Source organism: Enterobacter sp. DC4, assembly GCF_000568095.1.
In the GTDB taxonomy this organism is placed as follows: domain Bacteria; phylum Pseudomonadota; class Gammaproteobacteria; order Enterobacterales; family Enterobacteriaceae; genus Enterobacter; species Enterobacter pseudoroggenkampii.
In genome coordinates, this window is sequence record NZ_AZUB01000013.1 from 48,979 (window position 1) to 67,694 (window position 18,716).

Consider the following 18,716-nt stretch of genomic DNA (forward strand, 5'->3'; position numbering starts at 1 on the left):
TGAGTCAGGCTGTTTAATGGTCTGAAACCCAATTTGTTTCTGTGTGCCCACCGAACTGTCCGATATTTTTTGCATTGGGAGTCCCGGTCATGTTGAGCGCATTTCAACTCGAAAATAACCGACTGACTCGGCTTGAAGCCGAAGAGTCACAGCCCCTCATTGATGCCGTATGGGTGGATCTGGTCGAGCCGGACGACGATGAGCGCCTTCGCGTACAATCTGAGCTGGGGCAAAGCCTGGCAACCCGCCCGGAACTGGAAGACATCGAAGCATCCGCCCGTTTTTTTGAAGATGAAGACGGTCTGCACATTCACTCCTTCTTCTTCTTTGAAGATGCGGAAGACCACGCGGGTAACTCCACCGTGGCGTTTACCATTCGCGACGGCCGTTTGTTCACCCTGCGCGAACGTGAGCTGCCGGCATTCCGTCTCTACCGCATGCGCGCCCGCAGCCAGGCGATGGTAGACGGCAACGCGTACGAACTGCTGCTCGATCTGTTCGAGACCAAAATTGAACAGCTGGCGGACGAAATTGAAAACATCTACAGCGATCTGGAAAAGCTGAGCCGCGTGATCATGGAAGGCCATCAGGGCGATGAGTACGACGAAGCGCTCTCCACGCTGGCGGAGCTGGAAGATATCGGCTGGAAGGTGCGCTTGTGTCTGATGGATACCCAGCGTGCGCTGAACTTCCTGGTGCGCAAGGCGCGTCTGCCGGGCGGTCAGCTGGAGCAGGCGCGTGAGATCTTACGAGATATCGAATCCCTGCTACCGCACAACGAATCCCTGTTCCAGAAGGTCAACTTCCTGATGCAGGCGGCGATGGGCTTTATCAACATCGAGCAGAACCGCATCATCAAGATCTTCTCGGTGGTTTCCGTGGTGTTCCTGCCGCCGACGCTGGTGGCATCCAGCTACGGGATGAACTTCGAGTTTATGCCGGAGCTGAAGTGGAGCTTTGGTTACCCGGGGGCGATTATCTTTATGATCCTCGCGGGGCTGGCGCCGTATCTCTATTTCAAACGCCGGAACTGGCTGTAAAAATCTGGCGGGTGGCGCTGCGCTTACCCGCCCTACGATCGAATCCCCTCTCCCTGTGGGAGAGGGTTAGGGTGAGGGCAACATCACAGCCCTTTACGCATTCTGCGTTGGGTATAAATCGCATCCGCAACAAAGATCGCCAGCGCCACCCAGATAAAGGCGAACGTCACCATCTTATCCGCCCCCGGTACCTCTCCGTAAAAGACCACTGCCAGCAGGAACATCAGCGTCGGGCCAATGTACTGGAAGAAGCCCAGCGTGGAGAGACGCAGACGCGTCGCGGCACCGGTGAAGCACAGCAGAGGAATGGTGGTCACCACGCCCGCCGCCATCAGCATCAGGTTCAGCGACCACGGGTTGCTGCCCATATGGCTGGTGGCACTGTCGGCGATGCCGAAGAGATAAATCGCCGCCACCGGCAGCAGCCAGAGGGTTTCAAACAGCATCCCCGTCTGCGCTTCCACCGCAATCTTCTTACGCACCAGGCCGTAGAAGGCAAAGCTGAACGCCAGGCCGAGGGCAATAATCGGCAGCGAGCCGAAGGTCCACAGCTGCACCAGTACGCCGCAGAAGGCCAGAAGGACCGCTAACCACTGCATCCGGCGGAAGCGTTCGCCGAGGAAAATCATCCCCAGCACGATGTTTACCAGCGGGTTAATGAAGTACCCCAGGCTCGCTTCGAGCATGTGATGGTTATTCACTGCCCAGATAAACAGCAGCCAGTTACCGCCAATCAGCACCGCTGAGAGCGCCAGCAGGAAGACCTTTTTAGGGGTTTTAAACAGCGTTTTGACGCCCGACCACTGACGGCTGAGGCTCATCAGCGCGATCATAAAGAAGAATGACCAGATAACGCGATGAGTCAGGATCTCGTCAGCCGGAACGTAGGCGATAAGCTTGAAATACGCCGGGGCGATACCCCAAATAAAATAAGCGGCAAGGGCGAGTAAAACGCCCTGCCGCGTCTGTTTAGCATCCATCGGGAAAATCCGTTACAAAAAAGTGAATTAATTTTACCCGATTTTGCCGCCTCAACCCACCATATAAGTGGCTGTTGCGCTGGCGATATACACCTGTTCTTCGTTGTGTAACTCAACGCGCGCCACGGCGACTTTATTCCCCGCGCGCAGCAGGCTGCTGGTACAGGTAAAGCGATTTCCGCGTCCCGGGCGAAGATAGTCGACGCGTAAGTCGATAGTACCCATGCGTGCCAGGCGCTGGCGAAGTTCGTCTTCGTTGATGGTGTCATGGCGGGTCAGCGTACTGCCCACGCAGACCAGACCTGCCGCCACGTCCAGCGCGGAGGCAATCACACCGCCGTGCAAAATACTTTGCGCCCAGTTACCCACCATCATCGGCTGGTTGTTGAAGCTCAGTTGGGCAAAGTCTTTCTCGTAACGCTCCAGCTCCAGTCCCAGCGCGCGGTTAAACGGCATATGGTAAACAAAAATCTCGCCCACGAGTTTTAACACTTCTTCGGCGGTAAGCATGGCTGACATGAGGCATCACATCCTTATTGTTAACGAAATGTTGATTTTATGCCGCGGCAACAAGGAATGCCACTTTCAGAAACGAGGATGCAGCAGTTGTCGCAGAAGTCTGTAGAATGTCCGCCACATAACTATTCAGGTAATTTTACTCTTTTGCAGGAGAACACCACCGATGCGGACGTATCTGGCCTGGTTACTGGCGGCGGTTGCGCTGCCCTTCACAGCATATGCGCAGGAAGCGACGATCAAAGAGGTGCATGATAAACCTGCCGTTCACGGTAGCATTATCGCGAACCTTCTTCAGGAACATGACAATCCGTTCACGCTCTATCCGTATGACACCAACTACGTGATTTACACCCAGACCAGCGATCTCAACAAAGAGGCGATAAGCTCCTATAACTGGTCTGATAATGCGCGTAAAGATGAGGTGAAGTTCCAGCTCAGCCTGGCATTCCCGTTCTGGCGCGGTATTCTGGGGCCGAACTCGGTTCTCGGGGCGTCTTACACGCAGAAATCCTGGTGGCAGCTCTCTAACAGCGGAGAGTCCTCACCGTTCCGTGAAACCAACTATGAGCCGCAGCTGTTCCTCGGTTTTGCAACGGATTATGAGTTTGCGGGCTGGACGCTGCGTGATGTCGAAGTGGGATTTAACCATGATTCTAACGGACGTTCCGATCCCACCTCGCGCAGCTGGAACCGTGCCTATACGCGTCTGATGGCGCAGAACGGTAACTGGATGGTGGAAGTGAAGCCGTGGTATGTGGTGGGCGAAACCGATGACAACCCGGATATCACCAAATATATGGGCTACTACCAGCTCAAGGTAGGCTACCAGTTAGGTGATGCCGTGCTCAGCGCCAAAGGTCAGTACAACTGGAACACCGGCTACGGTGGTGCGGAAGTGGGCTTAAGCTATCCAATGACGAAGCATGTCCGCATCTATACTCAGGTGTACAGCGGTTACGGCGAGTCGCTTATCGATTACAACTTCAACCAGACCCGCATCGGCGTGGGCGTGATGCTGAACGATATTCTCTAGGCTGCTCGAATGTTTTTGCGTTAAACGTTGAAGTTTCTCTCTCAGGCGCTGAAAATAGCGCCTGTTTCATTTCAGGCATATGGGGTTAACGTGGCGCAGGCGGAAGTATTGAATCAGGAGTCGCTGGCTAAACAGGTTTTGCATGAAACCTTTGGCTACCAGCAGTTCCGCCCTGGCCAGGAAACCATCATTGAAACGGTGCTGGAAGGCCGTGACTGCCTGGTGGTGATGCCGACCGGCGGCGGTAAGTCCCTCTGTTATCAGGTGCCCGCGCTGGTGCTTAACGGCCTGACGGTTGTGGTATCCCCGCTCATTTCGCTAATGAAAGACCAGGTTGACCAACTGCTCGCCAACGGCGTGGCGGCAGCCTGTCTTAACTCCACACAAACCCGGGAGCAGCAGCAAGAGGTGATGGCCGGGTGCCGCACCGGGCAGATTCGCCTGCTGTATATCGCCCCGGAACGCCTGATGCTGGATAACTTCCTCGACCATCTCGCGCACTGGAACCCAGTGCTGCTGGCGGTGGATGAAGCGCACTGTATCTCCCAGTGGGGACATGATTTCCGCCCGGAATACGCTGCCCTCGGCCAGCTGCGTCAGCGCTTCCCCGAGCTGCCGTTTATGGCGCTCACCGCCACGGCGGATGACACCACGCGGCTGGATATCGTTCGTTTGCTGGGGCTGAACGACCCCTATATTCAGGTCAGCAGCTTCGACCGCCCCAACATCCGCTACATGCTGATGGAAAAATTCAAGCCACTGGATCAGCTCCTGCGCTACGTCCAGGAGCAGCGCGGCAAGTGCGGCATCATCTACTGCAACAGCCGTGCGAAGGTGGAAGACACCGCCGCGCGTCTGCAAAACCGCGGCTTTAGCGCCGCTGCCTATCACGCCGGGTTAGAGAACCACATCCGCGCCGACGTGCAGGAGAAATTCCAGCGCGACGACCTGCAAATCGTGGTTGCGACGGTGGCGTTCGGGATGGGGATTAACAAGCCGAACGTGCGCTTTGTGGTGCACTTCGACATCCCGCGCAATATCGAATCCTACTATCAGGAAACCGGTCGCGCCGGACGTGACGGTCTGCCTGCGGAAGCGATGCTGTTTTACGATCCGGCCGATATGGCGTGGCTGCGCCGCTGTCTTGAAGAGAAACCGCAGGGACAGCTGCAGGATATTGAGCGCCACAAGCTCAACGCGATGGGCGCGTTTGCTGAAGCGCAAACCTGCCGCCGTCTGGTGCTGCTCAACTACTTTGGTGAAGGGCGCCAGGAGCCTTGCGGCAACTGCGATATCTGCCTGGATCCGCCGAAACAGTACGATGGTCTGATGGACGCGCGTAAGGCGCTCTCGACCATTTACCGCGTGAACCAGCGCTTCGGGATGGGCTACGTGGTGGAAGTGCTGCGCGGTGCCAACAACCAGCGTATCCGCGATATGGGCCACGACAAGCTGCCTGTCTACGGTATTGGCAAGGACCAGAGCCACGAGCACTGGGTGAGCATCATTCGCCAGCTGATCCACCTCGGCTTTGCCACGCAGAATATTGCCCAGCACTCCGCGCTTCAGCTCACGGAGGCCGCGCGTCCGGTGCTGCGCGGTGACGTTGAACTCAAGCTCGCCGTGCCGCGCGTCATCGCCCTCAAGCCACGCGTGATGCAAAAATCCTACGGCGGCAATTACGACCGCAAGCTTTTCGCCAAACTGCGTAAGCTGCGTAAGGCCATCGCCGACGAAGAGAACATCCCGCCTTACGTGGTGTTCAACGACGCGACGCTCATCGAGATGGCCGAGCAGATGCCGCTCAGCGCCAGCGAGATGCTCAGCGTCAACGGCGTGGGGACGCGCAAGCTGGAGCGCTTTGGTAAAGAGTTTATGGCGCTCATCCGCTCTCACGCCGATGGTGATGATGAGGAGTAGTCAGCCGGGCGAAAAAGTGCCAGGATGATGACTCACTGAATTATTTCCCCGCGAGTTAATTATGTTGATGCTATTTCTCACCGTGGCGTTAGTGCACATCGTTGCGCTGATGAGCCCGGGACCGGACTTTTTCTTCGTGTCGCAAACGGCCGTCAGTCGTTCCCGCAAAGAGGCGATGATGGGCGTGCTCGGTATTACCATGGGCGTTATGGTCTGGGCGGCCGTTGCGCTGCTCGGTCTGAACCTGATTCTGGCGAAGATGGCCTGGCTGCATAACATCATTATGGTTGGCGGCGGGCTGTACCTGTGCTGGATGGGCTACCAGATGCTGCGCGGGGCGCTGAAGAAAGAGCAGAAAAAACCGGAAGAGCCAAAGGTGGAGCTGGCAACGGGCGGCCGCAGCTTTGTAAAAGGGCTGCTGACCAATCTGGCAAACCCAAAAGCGATTATCTATTTCGGCTCGGTGTTCTCGCTGTTTGTCGGCGATAGCGTCGGTGCGGGCGCACGTTGGGGCATCTTCCTGCTGATCGTTGTTGAAACCTTCGCCTGGTTTACCATCGTGGCCAGCCTGTTCGCCTTACCGGCGATGCGCCGCGGCTACCAGCGTATCGCGAAGTGGATTGATGGCTTCGCCGGCGCGCTGTTCGCCGGCTTCGGCATTCATCTCATCATTTCTCGCTAAGCATGACGCGCTGACGCAAGCAGCGCACCAACCAGCATAAACAGCGAGCCAAAGACTTTATTCAGGGCCTTCATCTGCTTAGGCCCTTTAATCCACGCCGCAATCCGCTGCGCCAGCGTCGCGTAACCAATCATCACGATGATATCGACAATAATGGTGGTCGCGCCCAGCACCACGTACTGCATGACCTGGGGCTGGTGCGGCACGATAAACTGCGGGAACAGCGCGGCGAGGAACACGATACTCTTCGGGTTGGTCAGGTTGACGAACACCGCGCGCTTAAACAGATGGCCGCGGTTTTGCGTCTGAGCGAGCGTATTCAGGTTAATGGAGCCTGCTGCGCGCCACTGCTGAATGCCGAGCCAGATCAGATACGCCGCCCCGGCCCATTTCAGCACCTCAAAGGCCAGTACCGAGCGGGAGAACAGGGTCCCCAGACCAATCCCAACCAGCACGATATGAATGCCCAGCCCGGTCTGCAAACCGGCAATTGACGCCGCCGCACCGCGATAGCCGTGGTTGATGGAGGTGGTCATGGTGTTAATGGCGCCCGAGCCCGGTGAAAGGCTAAGGATGATGGATGTCAGCAGGTAAGCGAACCACCACTCGAAGGTCATTTGAAACTCCCGAATCGTCTGTTTTTATGCCACAATACGCTATTGTTGAGTCATTTTGTGACCGGTTACGAAAAAACGATATTCCTTGGCTTAGGTGAGTAGAAACCCGATGTTTCAGCAGAAAAAGGACTGGGAAACACGAGAAAACGCATTTGCTGCTTTCTCCATGGGGCCGCTGACCGATTTCTGGCGCCAGCGTGAGGAAGATGAGTTTACGGGCGTCGGTGATATACCGGTACGCTTTGTGCGTTTTCACGATAAGAAAAATGACCGGGTCATCGTGGTCTGTCCCGGGCGTATTGAGAGCTACATCAAATACGCCGAACTGGCCTATGACCTGTTCCATCTGGGCTTCGATGTGCTGATTATCGATCACCGCGGGCAGGGGCTTTCTGGCCGCCTGCTATCGGATACGCATCGCGGCCACGTGGATAACTTCAGCGATTACGTCGACGATCTCGCCGCGTTCTGGCAGCAGGAGGTCGAGCCCGGCCCCTGGCGGAAGCGCTATATTCTGGCGCACTCGATGGGCGGTGCGATTTCAACGCTGTTTTTACAGCGCCACGCTCACCAGTGCGATGCCATTGCGCTCACCGCGCCGATGTATGGCATCGTCATGCGTTTTCCTGACTGGATGGTACGTCATATTCTTGACTGGGCTGAGGGCCATCAGCGCATTCGGGAAGGCTATGCCATCGGGACGGGACGCTGGCGGGCACTGCCGTTTGCGATGAACGTGCTGACCCACAGTCGCCAGCGGTATCGTCGTAACCTGCGTTTTTATGCCGATGAGCCGCGCCTGCGCGTGGGGGGCCCGACCTACCACTGGGTGCGGGAAGGTATCCTTGCCGGTGAGCAGGTTCTGGCGGGTGTCGGCAATGACGATACACCAACACTCCTGATTCAGGCGGAAGAAGAGCGTGTGGTGGATAACCGCATGCATGACCGCTATTGTGAACTGCGCGCGGCCGCCGGTCACCCTTGTGAAGGGGGAAAACCGCTGGTCATTAACGGCGCGTACCATGAGATCCTTTTTGAAAAGGACGCTATGCGCTCAGTCGCGCTCAACGCCATTGTTGAATTTTTCAACAGGCATAATTGATTATTGTTTTCCACCAGAGGTTGAAATCCCTATGTACCAGGTTGTTGCATCTGATTTAGATGGCACGCTGCTTTCCCCTGACCACACCCTGTCGCCTTACGCGAAAGAGACCCTAAAGCTGCTGACGGCACGGGGCGTGAACTTTGTGTTTGCCACCGGCCGCCACCACGTCGACGTGGGGCAGATCCGCGATAATCTTGAGATCAAATCGTACATGATCACCTCCAACGGTGCGCGCGTGCATGATACCGACGGCAACCTGATCTTCACCCACAACCTGGATCGCGATATTGCCGCCGATCTGTTTGGCGTGGTGCACAAGAATCCGGCTATCGTCACCAACGTTTATCGTGACGACGACTGGTTCATGAACCGCCACCGCCCGGATGAAATGCGTTTCTTCAAAGAAGCGGTATTTAACTACTCCCTGTACGAGCCGGGTCTGCTGGAGCCGGAGGGGATCAGTAAGGTGTTCTTCACCTGCGACAGTCACGAAGAACTGCTCCCGCTGGAGCAGGCAATCAACGCCCGCTGGGGCGATCGCGTCAATGTGAGCTTCTCAACCCTGACCTGTCTGGAAGTGATGGCGGGTGGCGTCTCCAAAGGCCACGCGCTGGAAGCCGTCGCGAAACGTCTGGGCTTCGAGCTGAAAGACTGTATCGCCTTTGGTGACGGCATGAACGATGCCGAAATGCTGTCGATGGCGGGCAAGGGCTGCATTATGGAGAATGCGCACCAGCGTCTGAAAGATTTGCACCCGGAGCTGGAAGTGATCGGCACCAACGCAGACAATGCGGTACCGAAATACCTGCGCAAACTGTTCCTTGAATAATCTTCATTTGGTTGTTTATTGCTCAGATGTCAACTAAAGAGTTCGCTACAATGCCTCTCCTTCTTTCTGAGAGACAAGCATTGTGGCGCTACTCATTATCACCACTATCCTGTGGGCCTTCTCCTTTAGTCTGATTGGCGAATACCTTGCCGGTTCGGTCGACAGCTACTTCTCGGTGCTGATGCGCGTGGGGCTGGCGGCGCTGGTATTCCTGCCGTTTCTGCGTACGCGCGGGCAATCGCTGAAAACGATTGTGCTGTATATGCTGGTGGGGGCGATGCAGCTCGGCATCATGTACCTGTTTAGCTTCCGGGCTTATGTCTACCTGTCCGTCTCGGAATTCCTGCTCTTTACCGTGCTGACGCCGCTCTACATCACGCTGATATACGATCTGCTGAGTAAACGCCGCCTGCGCTGGGGATACCTGCTTAGCGCGGCGCTGGCGGTGATTGGCGCGGCGATTATTCGCTACGACAAAGTCAGCGATCACTTCTGGACCGGACTGATGTTCGTCCAGCTCGCCAATATCAGTTTCGCCATCGGCATGGTGGGCTATAAGCGCCTGATGGAAACCCGCCCGATGCCGCAGCATAACGCGTTCGCCTGGTTTTATATGGGCGCCGCGATTGTCGCAGTGGCGGCGTGGTTTATGCTCGGTAACCCGCACAAGCTGCCGACCACCGCCGTGCAGTGGGGCGTGCTGATCTGGCTGGGCGTCGTGGCTTCCGGGTTGGGGTACTTCATGTGGAACTACGGCGCGACGCAGGTCGACGCCGGTACGCTTGGGATCATGAACAACGTGCATGTCCCGGCTGGGTTGTTGGTCAACCTCGCCATCTGGCAGCAACAGCCGCACTGGCCGAGCTTCCTTATTGGGGGAGCGGTGATCCTGGCTTCGCTGTGGGTCCATCGCCGCTGGGTCGCTCCGCGCTCCGCACAAACGGAAGATGGTCGCACGCGTGGTTCCGCGCTGAGCGAATAAACGCCTCCGTAATCGGCTGACGCTGCTCGCCATCGCGCACGGCGGCGTACAGTCGGCTCCACAGTCCTTCCCCCAGGGTTTTGGTCTGCACAAGACCCTGGCGTTCAAAGCTCTCTACCACCCAGTGCGGCAGCGCCGCGATACCCATTCTGGCCGCCACCATCTGAATCAACAGCAGGGTGTTATCCACGCTTTTCAGCTGCGGACTGATGCCCGCTGGCTGCAGGAAGTGGCGCCAGATATCCAGACGACTGCGCTGAACCGGGTAAATCAGCAGCGTTTCCGTCGCCAGGTCTTCCGGCGTGATGCGCGTTTTCGCCGCCAGCGGATGATCCGGTGCCAGCACCAGGCGCACTTCATAATCAAACATCGGCGAATAGTGCAGGCCGCTGCGCGGCAGGATGTCAGAGGTCATCACCAGGTCCAGCTCGCCCTGCTGCAGGGACGGCTGCGGGTCGAACGTCACGCCGGATTTGAAATCCATCTCCACCTGCGGCCACTTCTGACGGAAGTTCTCAAGCGCGGGGGTCAGCCACTGAATACAGCTGTGGCACTCAATGGCGATACGCAGCGTGGTTTGCTGCGGTTCGTTACACGCCTGCAGCGCGCTGGCGATTTGCGGCAGGACCTGATTCGCCAGCTGCAACAGTATCTCACCTTGCGGCGTAAAGCGCAGGGGCTGGCTCTTACGCACAAAAAGACGGAAGCCGAGGCGTTGTTCCAGATCGCTGAACTGGTGAGAAAGGGCGGACTGGGTCTGGTGCAGCGTGGCCGCCGCCGCCGCGAGCGAGCCGCAGTTCCGCAACGCTTGTAGCGTTTTCAGGTGTTTTATCTCGATCATGAAAGTCCTTCACTTCGCCATGAACATATTGCGCTTGAGGAATATACAGTACCTGCCAATTATAGATGTGTAAACATCTGGACGTCTAAATAACGAATTTCACAAGGGGCACACCATGACAATCCGCAATCACACACTCGGTTTCCCTCGCGTTGGCCTGCGTCGCGAGCTGAAAAAAGCGCAAGAAAGCTACTGGGCGGGGAACGCCACCCGTGAAGAACTGCTGGCGGTGGGACGCGAGCTGCGCGCCCGTCACTGGGATCAGCAAAAACAGGCGGGCATTGACCTGCTGCCGGTGGGCGATTTCGCCTGGTACGACCATGTTCTGACGACCAGCCTGCTGCTTGGCAACGTGCCGGCTCGTCATCAGAACAAAGATGGATCGGTAGATATCGATACCCTGTTCCGCATCGGCCGTGGCCGTGCGCCAACGGGTGAGCCAGCGGCAGCGGCGGAAATGACTAAATGGTTTAACACTAACTATCACTATATGGTGCCGGAGTTCGTAAAAGGTCAGCAGTTCAGGCTGACCTGGACGCAGCTTCTGGATGAAGTGGACGAAGCGCTGGCGCTGGGCCATCAGGTGAAACCGGTTCTGCTCGGGCCGGTAACGTACCTGTGGCTGGGTAAAGTAAAAGGCGAGCAGTTTGACCGACTCAGCCTGCTGAAGGACATTCTGCCGGTCTACAAACAGGTGCTGATTGAGCTGGGCAAACGCGGCATTCAGTGGGTGCAAATCGACGAGCCGGCGCTGGTGCTCGAACTGCCCAAGGTTTGGCTCGATGCCTTCAAACCGGCGTATGACGCGCTGGCGGGGCAAGTGAAGCTGCTGCTGACCACCTATTTCGAAGGCGTAACGCCGAACCTTAACACCATTGCCGCGTTGCCGGTTCAGGGTCTGCACGTTGACCTCGTACACGGTAAAGACGATGTCGCGGAGCTGCACAAGCGCCTGCCTGTGGACTGGCTGCTCTCCGCCGGGCTGATTAACGGTCGTAACGTCTGGCGTGCCGATCTCACCGGGAAATATGCCCAGATTAAGGACATCGTCGGCAAACGTGAGCTGTGGGTGGCTTCGTCCTGCTCCCTGCTGCACAGCCCGATCGATCTGAGCGTGGAAACCCGCCTGGATGCCGAGGTGAAAAGCTGGTTTGCCTTCGCGCTGCAAAAATGCGAAGAGCTGACGCTGCTGCGCAATGCGCTGAACAGCGGCGACACGGCGGCGATCGCCGAATGGAGCGTACCGATCCAGGCGCGTCGTCACTCGGCGCGCGTGCACAACCCGGCGGTGGAAAAACGCCTGGCGGCCATCACCGCCCAGGACAGCCAGCGTCAGAGCCCGTATGAAGTCCGCGCTGAAGCGCAGCGTGCCCGCTTCAACCTGCCTGCGTGGCCGACCACCACCATCGGTTCCTTCCCCCAAACCACCGAAATCCGTGGCCTGCGTCTGGACTTCAAAAAGGGCAATCTGGATGCGAATCACTACCGCACCGGTATCGCCGAACACATCAAGCAGGCGATTATCGAGCAGGAACGTCTGGGTCTGGACGTGCTGGTGCACGGTGAGGCCGAGCGTAACGACATGGTGGAATACTTCGGTGAGCATCTCGATGGCTTCGTGTTTACCCAAAACGGCTGGGTGCAGAGCTATGGCTCCCGCTGCGTGAAGCCGCCGGTGGTGATCGGCGACGTCAGCCGTACGGAAGCGATCACCGTGGAGTGGGCGAAATACGCGCAGTCCCTCACGGACAAGCCGGTGAAAGGCATGCTCACCGGTCCGGTGACCATTCTTTGCTGGTCCTTCCCGCGTGAAGACGTGACCCGTGAAACCATCGCCAAACAGATTGCCCTGGCACTGCGTGATGAAGTGGCGGATCTGGAAGCAGCAGGCATTGGCATTATTCAGATTGACGAACCGGCACTGCGCGAAGGCCTGCCGTTGCGTCGCAGCGACTGGGATGCCTACCTGCAGTGGGGTGTGGAGGCGTTCCGCATCAACGCCGCGGTGGCGAAGGACGACACCCAGATCCACACCCACATGTGTTACTGCGAATTTAACGACATCATGGATTCGATTGCCGCGCTGGACGCCGACGTGATCACCATTGAGACGTCGCGCTCAGACATGGAGCTGCTGGAGTCGTTCGAAGAGTTCGAGTACCCGAACGAAATCGGGCCGGGCGTGTACGACATTCACTCCCCGAACGTGCCGAGCGTGGAGTGGATTGAAGCCCTGCTGAAAAAAGCGGCCCAGCGCATTCCGGCTGAGCGCCTGTGGGTGAACCCGGACTGCGGCCTGAAAACCCGCGGCTGGCCGGAGACGCGTGCGGCGCTGGCGAACATGGTGAAGGCAGCACAGAACTTGCGTCAGGCATAATTGTGACGCGCGATGGCCGGGTGCCAGCCCGGCCTTATCGTACTTAGCTCAGGTCTGCGCCATTGCTGGCAATCACTTTTTGGTACCACCAGAAGGAGTCTTTTTTCAGCCGTTTCAACGTACCGTTGCCTTCATCGTCCTGATCGACATAGATAAAACCGTAGCGTTTGGACATCTGCGAGGTGCCCGCGCTAATGATGTCGATACAGCCCCACGTGGTGAACCCTATCACCTCCACGCCTTCATTAATCGCGGCCAGCGTTTGCGCGAAGTGCGCGCGGAAATAGTCGATGCGATAGCTATCGTGGATCCTGCCGTTTTCGACCACATCCTTCGCGCCCAGACCGTTTTCAACGATAAACAGCGGCTTCCGGTAACGGTCATACAGCTCCAGCAGCGAGATTTTTAACCCAAGCGGATCAATCTGCCATCCCCATTCGGACGCAGGCAGATACGGGTTTTTCACACCGAGAACGGTATTCCCGGGAATGCGTTCGGCGTCAGGCTGAGTGGATTCGGTCATCGACATGTAATAGCTGAAGGAGACGAAATCGACGGTATGCGCCTTTAAAATACGCCGATCGTCAGGGTGCATTTCAATATGGATATTTCGTCGTTCCAGATCGCGCAGGATAAGCGGCGGATAGTCGCCAAATACCTGCACGTCAGCATAAAAATAGTTTTCCAGGTTTTTCTTCAGCGTGGCTTCAACGTCTTCCGGACGGCAGCTGTGCGGATAGGTCGTCAGTTTGGTCAGCATGCACCCGACCTGGCTGCCCGGAATTTTGGCGTGGCAGTCTCGGGTGACAAGTGCAGACGCGACAAACTGATGATGCAGACCCTGATAGATATCCTGTTTCGCGTTGCCCGGCGCGCTTTTCTCTTCGCGAATGCCCGCGGTCGTAAAGGGATGGCGGTGAATACTGTCTATTTCATTGAAGGTTAGCCAGTAACGCACCAGCTCTTTGTAGCGGTCGAAACAAACATTGCTGAAGCGAACAAAGGCATCAACCACATTACGATGCACCCAGCCGTTATATTTTTCGCTCAGCGCCAGCGGCATTTCGTAGTGGGAAAGGGTGACCAGCGGCTCGATGTTATGACGACGCAGCTCGCGGAACAGTTCTTCATAAAACTGCAGCCCGGCCTCGTTTGGCGCGGCGTCCTCTCCGGTCGGGAAAATACGCGACCAGGCAATGGATACGCGCAGCACCTTAAAACCCATCTCAGCAAACAGCGCGACGTCGTCTTTATAGTGGTGATAAAAATCGATGCCGCGGCGTTTCGGGTACAGCGCATCATTTTTACCTTCAAACGCGTCGCGGATATTCTCGTCCGTCAGGGCCATATGGCCGCTGTAATCTTTCACGGAGAGGTTGGGTTTCCAGGCGACAGCGTCGGCAACGGACGGCCCTTTGCCGTCCACGTTCCATGCGCCTTCGGCCTGGTTGGCGGCAATCGCGCCGCCCCATAAAAAACCGTGTGGAAACGCGAGGGAATAGTCCATAACACGCACTCCTTATGCGTCATGATGATGGGAAAGGCTTACCCTTTTTTACCACCGTACTGACGGAACCACGTAAGCATCCGCTGCCATCCATCTTTCGCCGATTCAGCGTGATAGCTCGGACGATAGTCGGCGTTAAACGCATGCCCGGCATCCGGGTAAACTACAATCTCCGCCTTCGCATTTGCCGCGCGGAGCGCATGGCGCATGGTTTCTACCGAATCCAGCGAAATACCGGTGTCCTGACCGCCGTAAAGCCCTAACACGGGGGCATTCAACTCGGTGGCGATATCAACCGGATGTTTCGGTGAATTCAGCGTTTTTTCACCCACCAGTTTGCCGTACCAGGCGACAGCGGCTTTGAGCTGCGGGTTATGCGCGGCATACAGCCAGCTAATGCGTCCACCCCAGCAGAAACCGGTGACCAGCAGACGATGGGGATCGCCCCCGTTGCGCGCCGCCCAGCTGGCGACGTGGTCGAGGTCGGCCAGCACCTGCGCGTCCGGGACTTTGCTGACCAGGTTGCTGAGCAAGGTGGGAATATCGCTGTAGTCGTTCGGATCGCCCTGACGGAAGTAGAGTTCTGGCGCAACGGCCAGATAGCCTTCCAGCGCCAGCCGGCGGCAGAGGTCGCGAATGTGTTCGTGAACACCAAATATCTCCTGAATCACGATCACGATGGGCAGCGGGCCGTCTGCCGATTTTGGTCGTGCGTGATAAGCAGGCATATTCTCCCCCTGCGAGGGAATAGAGGTCTCACCCGCCGTGATGGCGTCTTCAGATGTTGAGACGATGGTTGAGGCATGCGGGGCCGCAGCAGGTGCAAAACCGGTTTTTTCAGTCATGGCATTCTCCGTACCAATCAGTTAGCGCAAAGGTAAATATAGACACCAGGTTAACAACTCACAGTGCCTTAAACGGTCTATCTTTTGTGCAGCACCTGACGATATAACTTGTTAATGTGATGTAAATCACTTTTTGGTGGAAATTCAATGCAATCATTTTCATTCATGGTGAGGTGCGTCACGAAATTATGCTTACTGCTTCTGTAAAGTACCGTTTTACTTCTTCTGACTAACCGACCCACAGAGGAGTCACCTATGTCTAAGTCTGATGTTTTTCATCTCGGCCTCACTAAAAACGATTTACAAGGGGCTACGCTCGCTATCGTCCCTGGCGATCCTGAGCGTGTGGAAAAGATCGCCGCGCTGATGGATAAGCCGGTCAAGCTGGCTGCCCATCGTGAGTTCACCACCTGGCGCGCAGAGCTGGATGGCAAAGCGGTGATCGTGTGCTCTACCGGTATCGGTGGTCCGTCTACGTCTATTGCTGTTGAAGAGCTGGCGCAGCTGGGCATTCGTACTTTCCTGCGTATCGGTACCACCGGCGCTATCCAGCCGCACATCAACGTCGGCGACGTGCTGGTCACGACCGCGTCCGTCCGTCTGGACGGTGCAAGCCTGCACTTTGCACCGATGGAATTCCCGGCAGTGGCGGATTTCGAATGCACCACCGCGCTGGTTGAAGCCGCGAAATCCGTGGGCGCAACCACCCACGTAGGCGTAACCGCCTCTTCCGACACCTTCTACCCGGGCCAGGAGCGTTACGACACCTTCTCTGGCCGCGTGGTAAGCCGCTTCAAAGGCTCCATGGAAGAGTGGCAGTCAATGGGTGTGATGAACTACGAAATGGAATCCGCCACGCTGCTGACCATGTGCGCAAGCCAGGGTCTGCGTGCTGGTATGGTGGCGGGCGTTATCGTCAACCGTACCCAGCAGGAGATCCCGAACGCCGAAACCATGAAGCAGACCGAAAGCCATGCAGTGAAAATCGTGGTCGAAGCCGCGCGTCGCCTGATCTAGTCCCCTCCTTTCGAAATCAAAGGCCGGCACGTTCGGCCTTTATTTTTTGCGTAGCGCCTCGCAGGAAAACCCTTTCAAACTGGACGTTTATACAGCACAATCTTATTTTGTGCGGGTAATACGTTGATGCAGGGGGCATTGTGGATATCTCAGTCCTGATTTATGCGGTGATTGCGCTGGTGGGCGTGGCGATAGGCTGGCTCATTTCCAGCTATCAGCATGCACAGCAGAAGGCCGATCAGCTGGCAGAGCGCGAAGAGATAGTCGCTGAATTAAGTGCGGCAAAGCAGCAGCTTGCCCTGAGTGAACACTGGCGCGACGAGTGTGAACTGCTCAACAACGAGCTGCGCAATCTCCGTGACATCAACACCTCGCTGGAGGCCGATCTCCGCGAAGTGACCACCCGCCTTGAATCCACTCAGCTGCATGCGGAAGACAAAATCCGCCAGATGATCAACAGCGAGCAGCGCCTCAGCGAACAGTTTGAGAACCTCGCCAACCGTATTTTCGAGCACAGCAACCGCCGCGTTGATGAACAGAACCGCCAGAGCCTTAACAGCCTGCTGACGCCGTTGCGTGAACAGCTGGACGGTTTTCGTCGTCAGGTGCAGGACAGTTTTGGTCAGGAAGCCCGCGAGCGGCACACCCTGGCGCATGAGATTCGCAATCTCCAGCAGCTGAATGCCCAGATGGCGCAGGAAGCGGTCAACCTGACCCGCGCGCTCAAAGGGGATAACAAAACCCAGGGCAACTGGGGAGAAGTGGTGCTGACCCGCGTACTGGAAGCCTCCGGCCTGCGGGAAGGATATGAATACGAAACGCAGGTCAGCATTGAGAACGATGCCCGCTCGCGCATGCAGCCGGATGTGATTGTGCGGCTGCCGCAGGGTAAAGATGTGGTGATTGACGCCAAAATGACCCTGGTGGCGTATGAGCGTTACTTCAACGCGGAGGATGACTACACCCGCGAATCGGCGCTGCAGGAGCACATTGCCTCCGTGCGTAACCACATTCGCCTGCTCGGCAGAAAAGACTATCAGCAGTTGCCGGGTCTCCGCTCGCTGGACTATGTCCTGATGTTTATTCCGGTAGAGCCCGCGTTTCTGCTGGCACTCGACAGGCAGCCTGAACTCATCACCGAAGCGCTCAAAAATAACATTATGCTGGTCAGCCCTACCACGTTGCTGGTGGCGTTACGTACCATTGCGAACCTGTGGCGCTATGAGCACCAGAGCCGCAACGCGCAGCAGATTGCCGATCGTGCCAGCAAGCTGTACGACAAAATGCGCCTCTTCGTGGACGACATGTCCTCAGTCGGGCAGAGCCTGGATCGTGCGCAGGATAACTACCGCCAGGCGATGAAAAAACTCACCTCGGGACGCGGCAATCTGCTGGCGCAGGCCGAATCATTCCGCAGCCTGGGGGTAGAGGTTAAACGCGAGATTAATCCGGAATTGGTGGAACAGGCCACCGCCCAGGACGACGAGTTTCGCCTGCGAGAAGGTGCGGACGAACAAAAGACAAACAGTGAAGACAATACGTTAGCGGTGGATTTATCACCAGACGAGACTCCAGCGCGTTTCTTTCGCGGTGGTTGAAACGTAGGGCAAACGCGCCCAATCTGTTACACTTCACGAACATTTTACTGATAAGCAGGCTCTGAGATGGCTGACGATTCACAAGACACAACGCACTTTGGCTTTCAGACTGTCGCCAAAGCGCAGAAAGCTGACATGGTGGCCCACGTATTTCATTCCGTGGCGGCGAAGTACGATGTAATGAATGACCTGATGTCGTTCGGCATTCATCGCTTGTGGAAGCGCTTCACCATTGACTGTAGCGGCGTGCGTCGCGGACAAACGGTGCTGGATTTAGCCGGCGGTACGGGCGATTTAACCGCGAAATTCTCTCGCCTGGTGGGCGAAACCGGGCGCGTTGTCCTCGCCGATATTAATGACTCCATGCTGAAAATGGGCCGCGAAAAGCTGCGTAACATCGGCGTGGTGGGGAACGTGGAATATGTTCAGGCAAACGCCGAAGCGCTGCCGTTCCCGGACAATACCTTTGACTGCATCACGATCTCCTTCGGTCTGCGTAACGTGACCGATAAAGAAAAGGCGCTGCGCTCCATGTACCGCGTGCTGAAACCGGGTGGACGCCTGCTGGTGCTCGAGTTCTCGAAACCGATCATTGAGCCGCTGAGCAAAGCCTACGACGCCTATTCCTTCCACGTGCTGCCGCGCATCGGTGAGCTGGTGGCGAATGATGCGGAAAGTTACCGCTATCTGGCGGAATCTATCCGTATGCACCCGGATCAGGACACCTTAAAAGCCATGATGCAGGATGCAGAATTTGAGAATGTTGAATATTTCAACCTGACGGCGGGTGTCGTCGCGCTGCATCGCGGTTACAAATTCTGAGT

At 56.8% G+C, this 18,716-nt stretch carries 17 protein-coding genes; 11 read left to right on the forward strand and 6 right to left on the reverse strand.

The window, feature by feature from the left end:
* Positions 1–89 precede the first annotated feature (89 nt).
* On the forward strand, positions 90–1,040 hold the full coding sequence (gene corA / locus P349_RS01665) for a magnesium/cobalt transporter CorA (RefSeq protein WP_008501540.1): 951 nt from the start codon (positions 90–92) through the stop codon (positions 1,038–1,040).
* A gap of 83 nt (positions 1,041–1,123) precedes the next feature.
* Here corA and rarD read toward each other — a convergent pair whose 3' ends face one another.
* Positions 1,124–2,020 carry an EamA family transporter RarD gene (gene rarD / locus P349_RS01660; RefSeq protein WP_032646072.1) on the reverse strand — a complete coding sequence of 299 codons (897 nt, stop codon included), beginning with the start codon at positions 2,018–2,020 and terminating at the stop codon, positions 1,124–1,126.
* A 51-nt stretch (positions 2,021–2,071) separates the two neighbouring features.
* A complete protein-coding gene (yigI, locus tag P349_RS01655; RefSeq protein WP_008501538.1) occupies positions 2,072–2,539 on the reverse strand; it encodes an acyl-CoA thioesterase YigI in 468 nt (155 codons plus the stop codon).
* A 163-nt stretch (positions 2,540–2,702) separates the two neighbouring features.
* Between yigI and pldA the strand changes: the two genes are divergently transcribed.
* The 3 genes from pldA (at position 2,703) to rhtC (ending at position 6,174) form a co-directional block, all read left to right on the forward strand.
* Positions 2,703–3,572 carry a phospholipase A gene (gene pldA / locus P349_RS01650; protein WP_024907987.1) on the forward strand — a complete coding sequence of 290 codons (870 nt, stop codon included), beginning with the start codon at positions 2,703–2,705 and terminating at the stop codon, positions 3,570–3,572.
* 90 nt (positions 3,573–3,662) lie between these two features.
* Complete coding sequence (recQ, locus tag P349_RS01645; RefSeq protein ID WP_032646071.1) at positions 3,663–5,492, forward strand: ATP-dependent DNA helicase RecQ; 1,830 nt, start codon at positions 3,663–3,665, stop codon at positions 5,490–5,492.
* A 61-nt stretch (positions 5,493–5,553) separates the two neighbouring features.
* The gene (gene rhtC / locus P349_RS01640; RefSeq protein WP_024907989.1) at positions 5,554–6,174 is read left to right on the forward strand and encodes a threonine export protein RhtC; all 621 of its coding nucleotides are present in this window, start codon (positions 5,554–5,556) and stop codon (positions 6,172–6,174) included.
* Here the strand turns inward: rhtC and rhtB are convergent.
* On the reverse strand, positions 6,171–6,791 hold the full coding sequence (gene rhtB, locus P349_RS01635) for a homoserine/homoserine lactone efflux protein (RefSeq protein ID WP_008501533.1): 621 nt from the start codon (positions 6,789–6,791) through the stop codon (positions 6,171–6,173). The two genes, rhtC and rhtB, sit on opposite strands and share 4 nt — an antisense overlap.
* Positions 6,792–6,900: 109 nt before the next feature.
* Here rhtB and pldB point away from each other — a divergent pair, with 109 nt between their 5' ends.
* The 3 genes from pldB (at position 6,901) to P349_RS01620 (ending at position 9,707) form a co-directional block, all read left to right on the forward strand.
* Positions 6,901–7,893, forward strand: coding sequence for a lysophospholipase L2 (gene pldB / locus P349_RS01630; protein WP_024907990.1), 993 nt, complete (start codon positions 6,901–6,903; stop codon positions 7,891–7,893).
* A gap of 31 nt (positions 7,894–7,924) precedes the next feature.
* Entirely contained in the window at positions 7,925–8,725 is an 801-nt protein-coding gene (gene yigL, locus P349_RS01625; protein WP_032646070.1) for a sugar/pyridoxal phosphate phosphatase YigL, read from the forward strand.
* Positions 8,726–8,807: 82 nt separating this feature from the next.
* Positions 8,808–9,707 carry a carboxylate/amino acid/amine transporter gene (locus tag P349_RS01620; RefSeq protein ID WP_032646069.1) on the forward strand — a complete coding sequence of 300 codons (900 nt, stop codon included), beginning with the start codon at positions 8,808–8,810 and terminating at the stop codon, positions 9,705–9,707.
* Here the strand turns inward: P349_RS01620 and metR are convergent.
* Positions 9,595–10,548, reverse strand: coding sequence for an HTH-type transcriptional regulator MetR (metR, locus tag P349_RS01615; RefSeq protein WP_032646068.1), 954 nt, complete (start codon positions 10,546–10,548; stop codon positions 9,595–9,597). The genes P349_RS01620 and metR overlap by 113 nt on opposite strands.
* A gap of 115 nt (positions 10,549–10,663) precedes the next feature.
* Here metR and metE point away from each other — a divergent pair, with 115 nt between their 5' ends.
* Positions 10,664–12,925: a 5-methyltetrahydropteroyltriglutamate--homocysteine S-methyltransferase gene (gene metE, locus P349_RS01610; protein WP_032646067.1), complete on the forward strand. Its 2,262-nt coding sequence runs from the start codon at positions 10,664–10,666 to the stop codon at positions 12,923–12,925.
* 43 nt (positions 12,926–12,968) lie between these two features.
* Here metE and P349_RS01605 read toward each other — a convergent pair whose 3' ends face one another.
* The gene (locus tag P349_RS01605) at positions 12,969–14,432 is read right to left on the reverse strand and encodes a glycoside hydrolase family 1 protein (protein WP_032646066.1); all 1,464 of its coding nucleotides are present in this window, start codon (positions 14,430–14,432) and stop codon (positions 12,969–12,971) included.
* A gap of 38 nt (positions 14,433–14,470) precedes the next feature.
* Positions 14,471–15,277 (reverse strand): dienelactone hydrolase family protein, encoded by an 807-nt coding sequence (locus tag P349_RS01600; protein WP_024907996.1) that lies wholly within the window; start codon positions 15,275–15,277, stop codon positions 14,471–14,473.
* Positions 15,278–15,532: 255 nt separating this feature from the next.
* Between P349_RS01600 and udp the strand changes: the two genes are divergently transcribed.
* The 3 genes from udp to ubiE all read left to right on the forward strand — a co-directional run bounded on the left by udp (position 15,533) and on the right by ubiE (position 18,714).
* Complete coding sequence (udp, locus tag P349_RS01595) at positions 15,533–16,294, forward strand: uridine phosphorylase (protein WP_003860792.1); 762 nt, start codon at positions 15,533–15,535, stop codon at positions 16,292–16,294.
* Between the two features lie 140 nt (positions 16,295–16,434).
* Positions 16,435–17,892, forward strand: coding sequence for a DNA recombination protein RmuC (rmuC, locus tag P349_RS01590; protein ID WP_032646065.1), 1,458 nt, complete (start codon positions 16,435–16,437; stop codon positions 17,890–17,892).
* Between the two features lie 66 nt (positions 17,893–17,958).
* Entirely contained in the window at positions 17,959–18,714 is a 756-nt protein-coding gene (gene ubiE / locus P349_RS01585; RefSeq protein ID WP_023309612.1) for a bifunctional demethylmenaquinone methyltransferase/2-methoxy-6-polyprenyl-1,4-benzoquinol methylase UbiE, read from the forward strand.
* Positions 18,715–18,716: the final 2 nt, after the last annotated feature.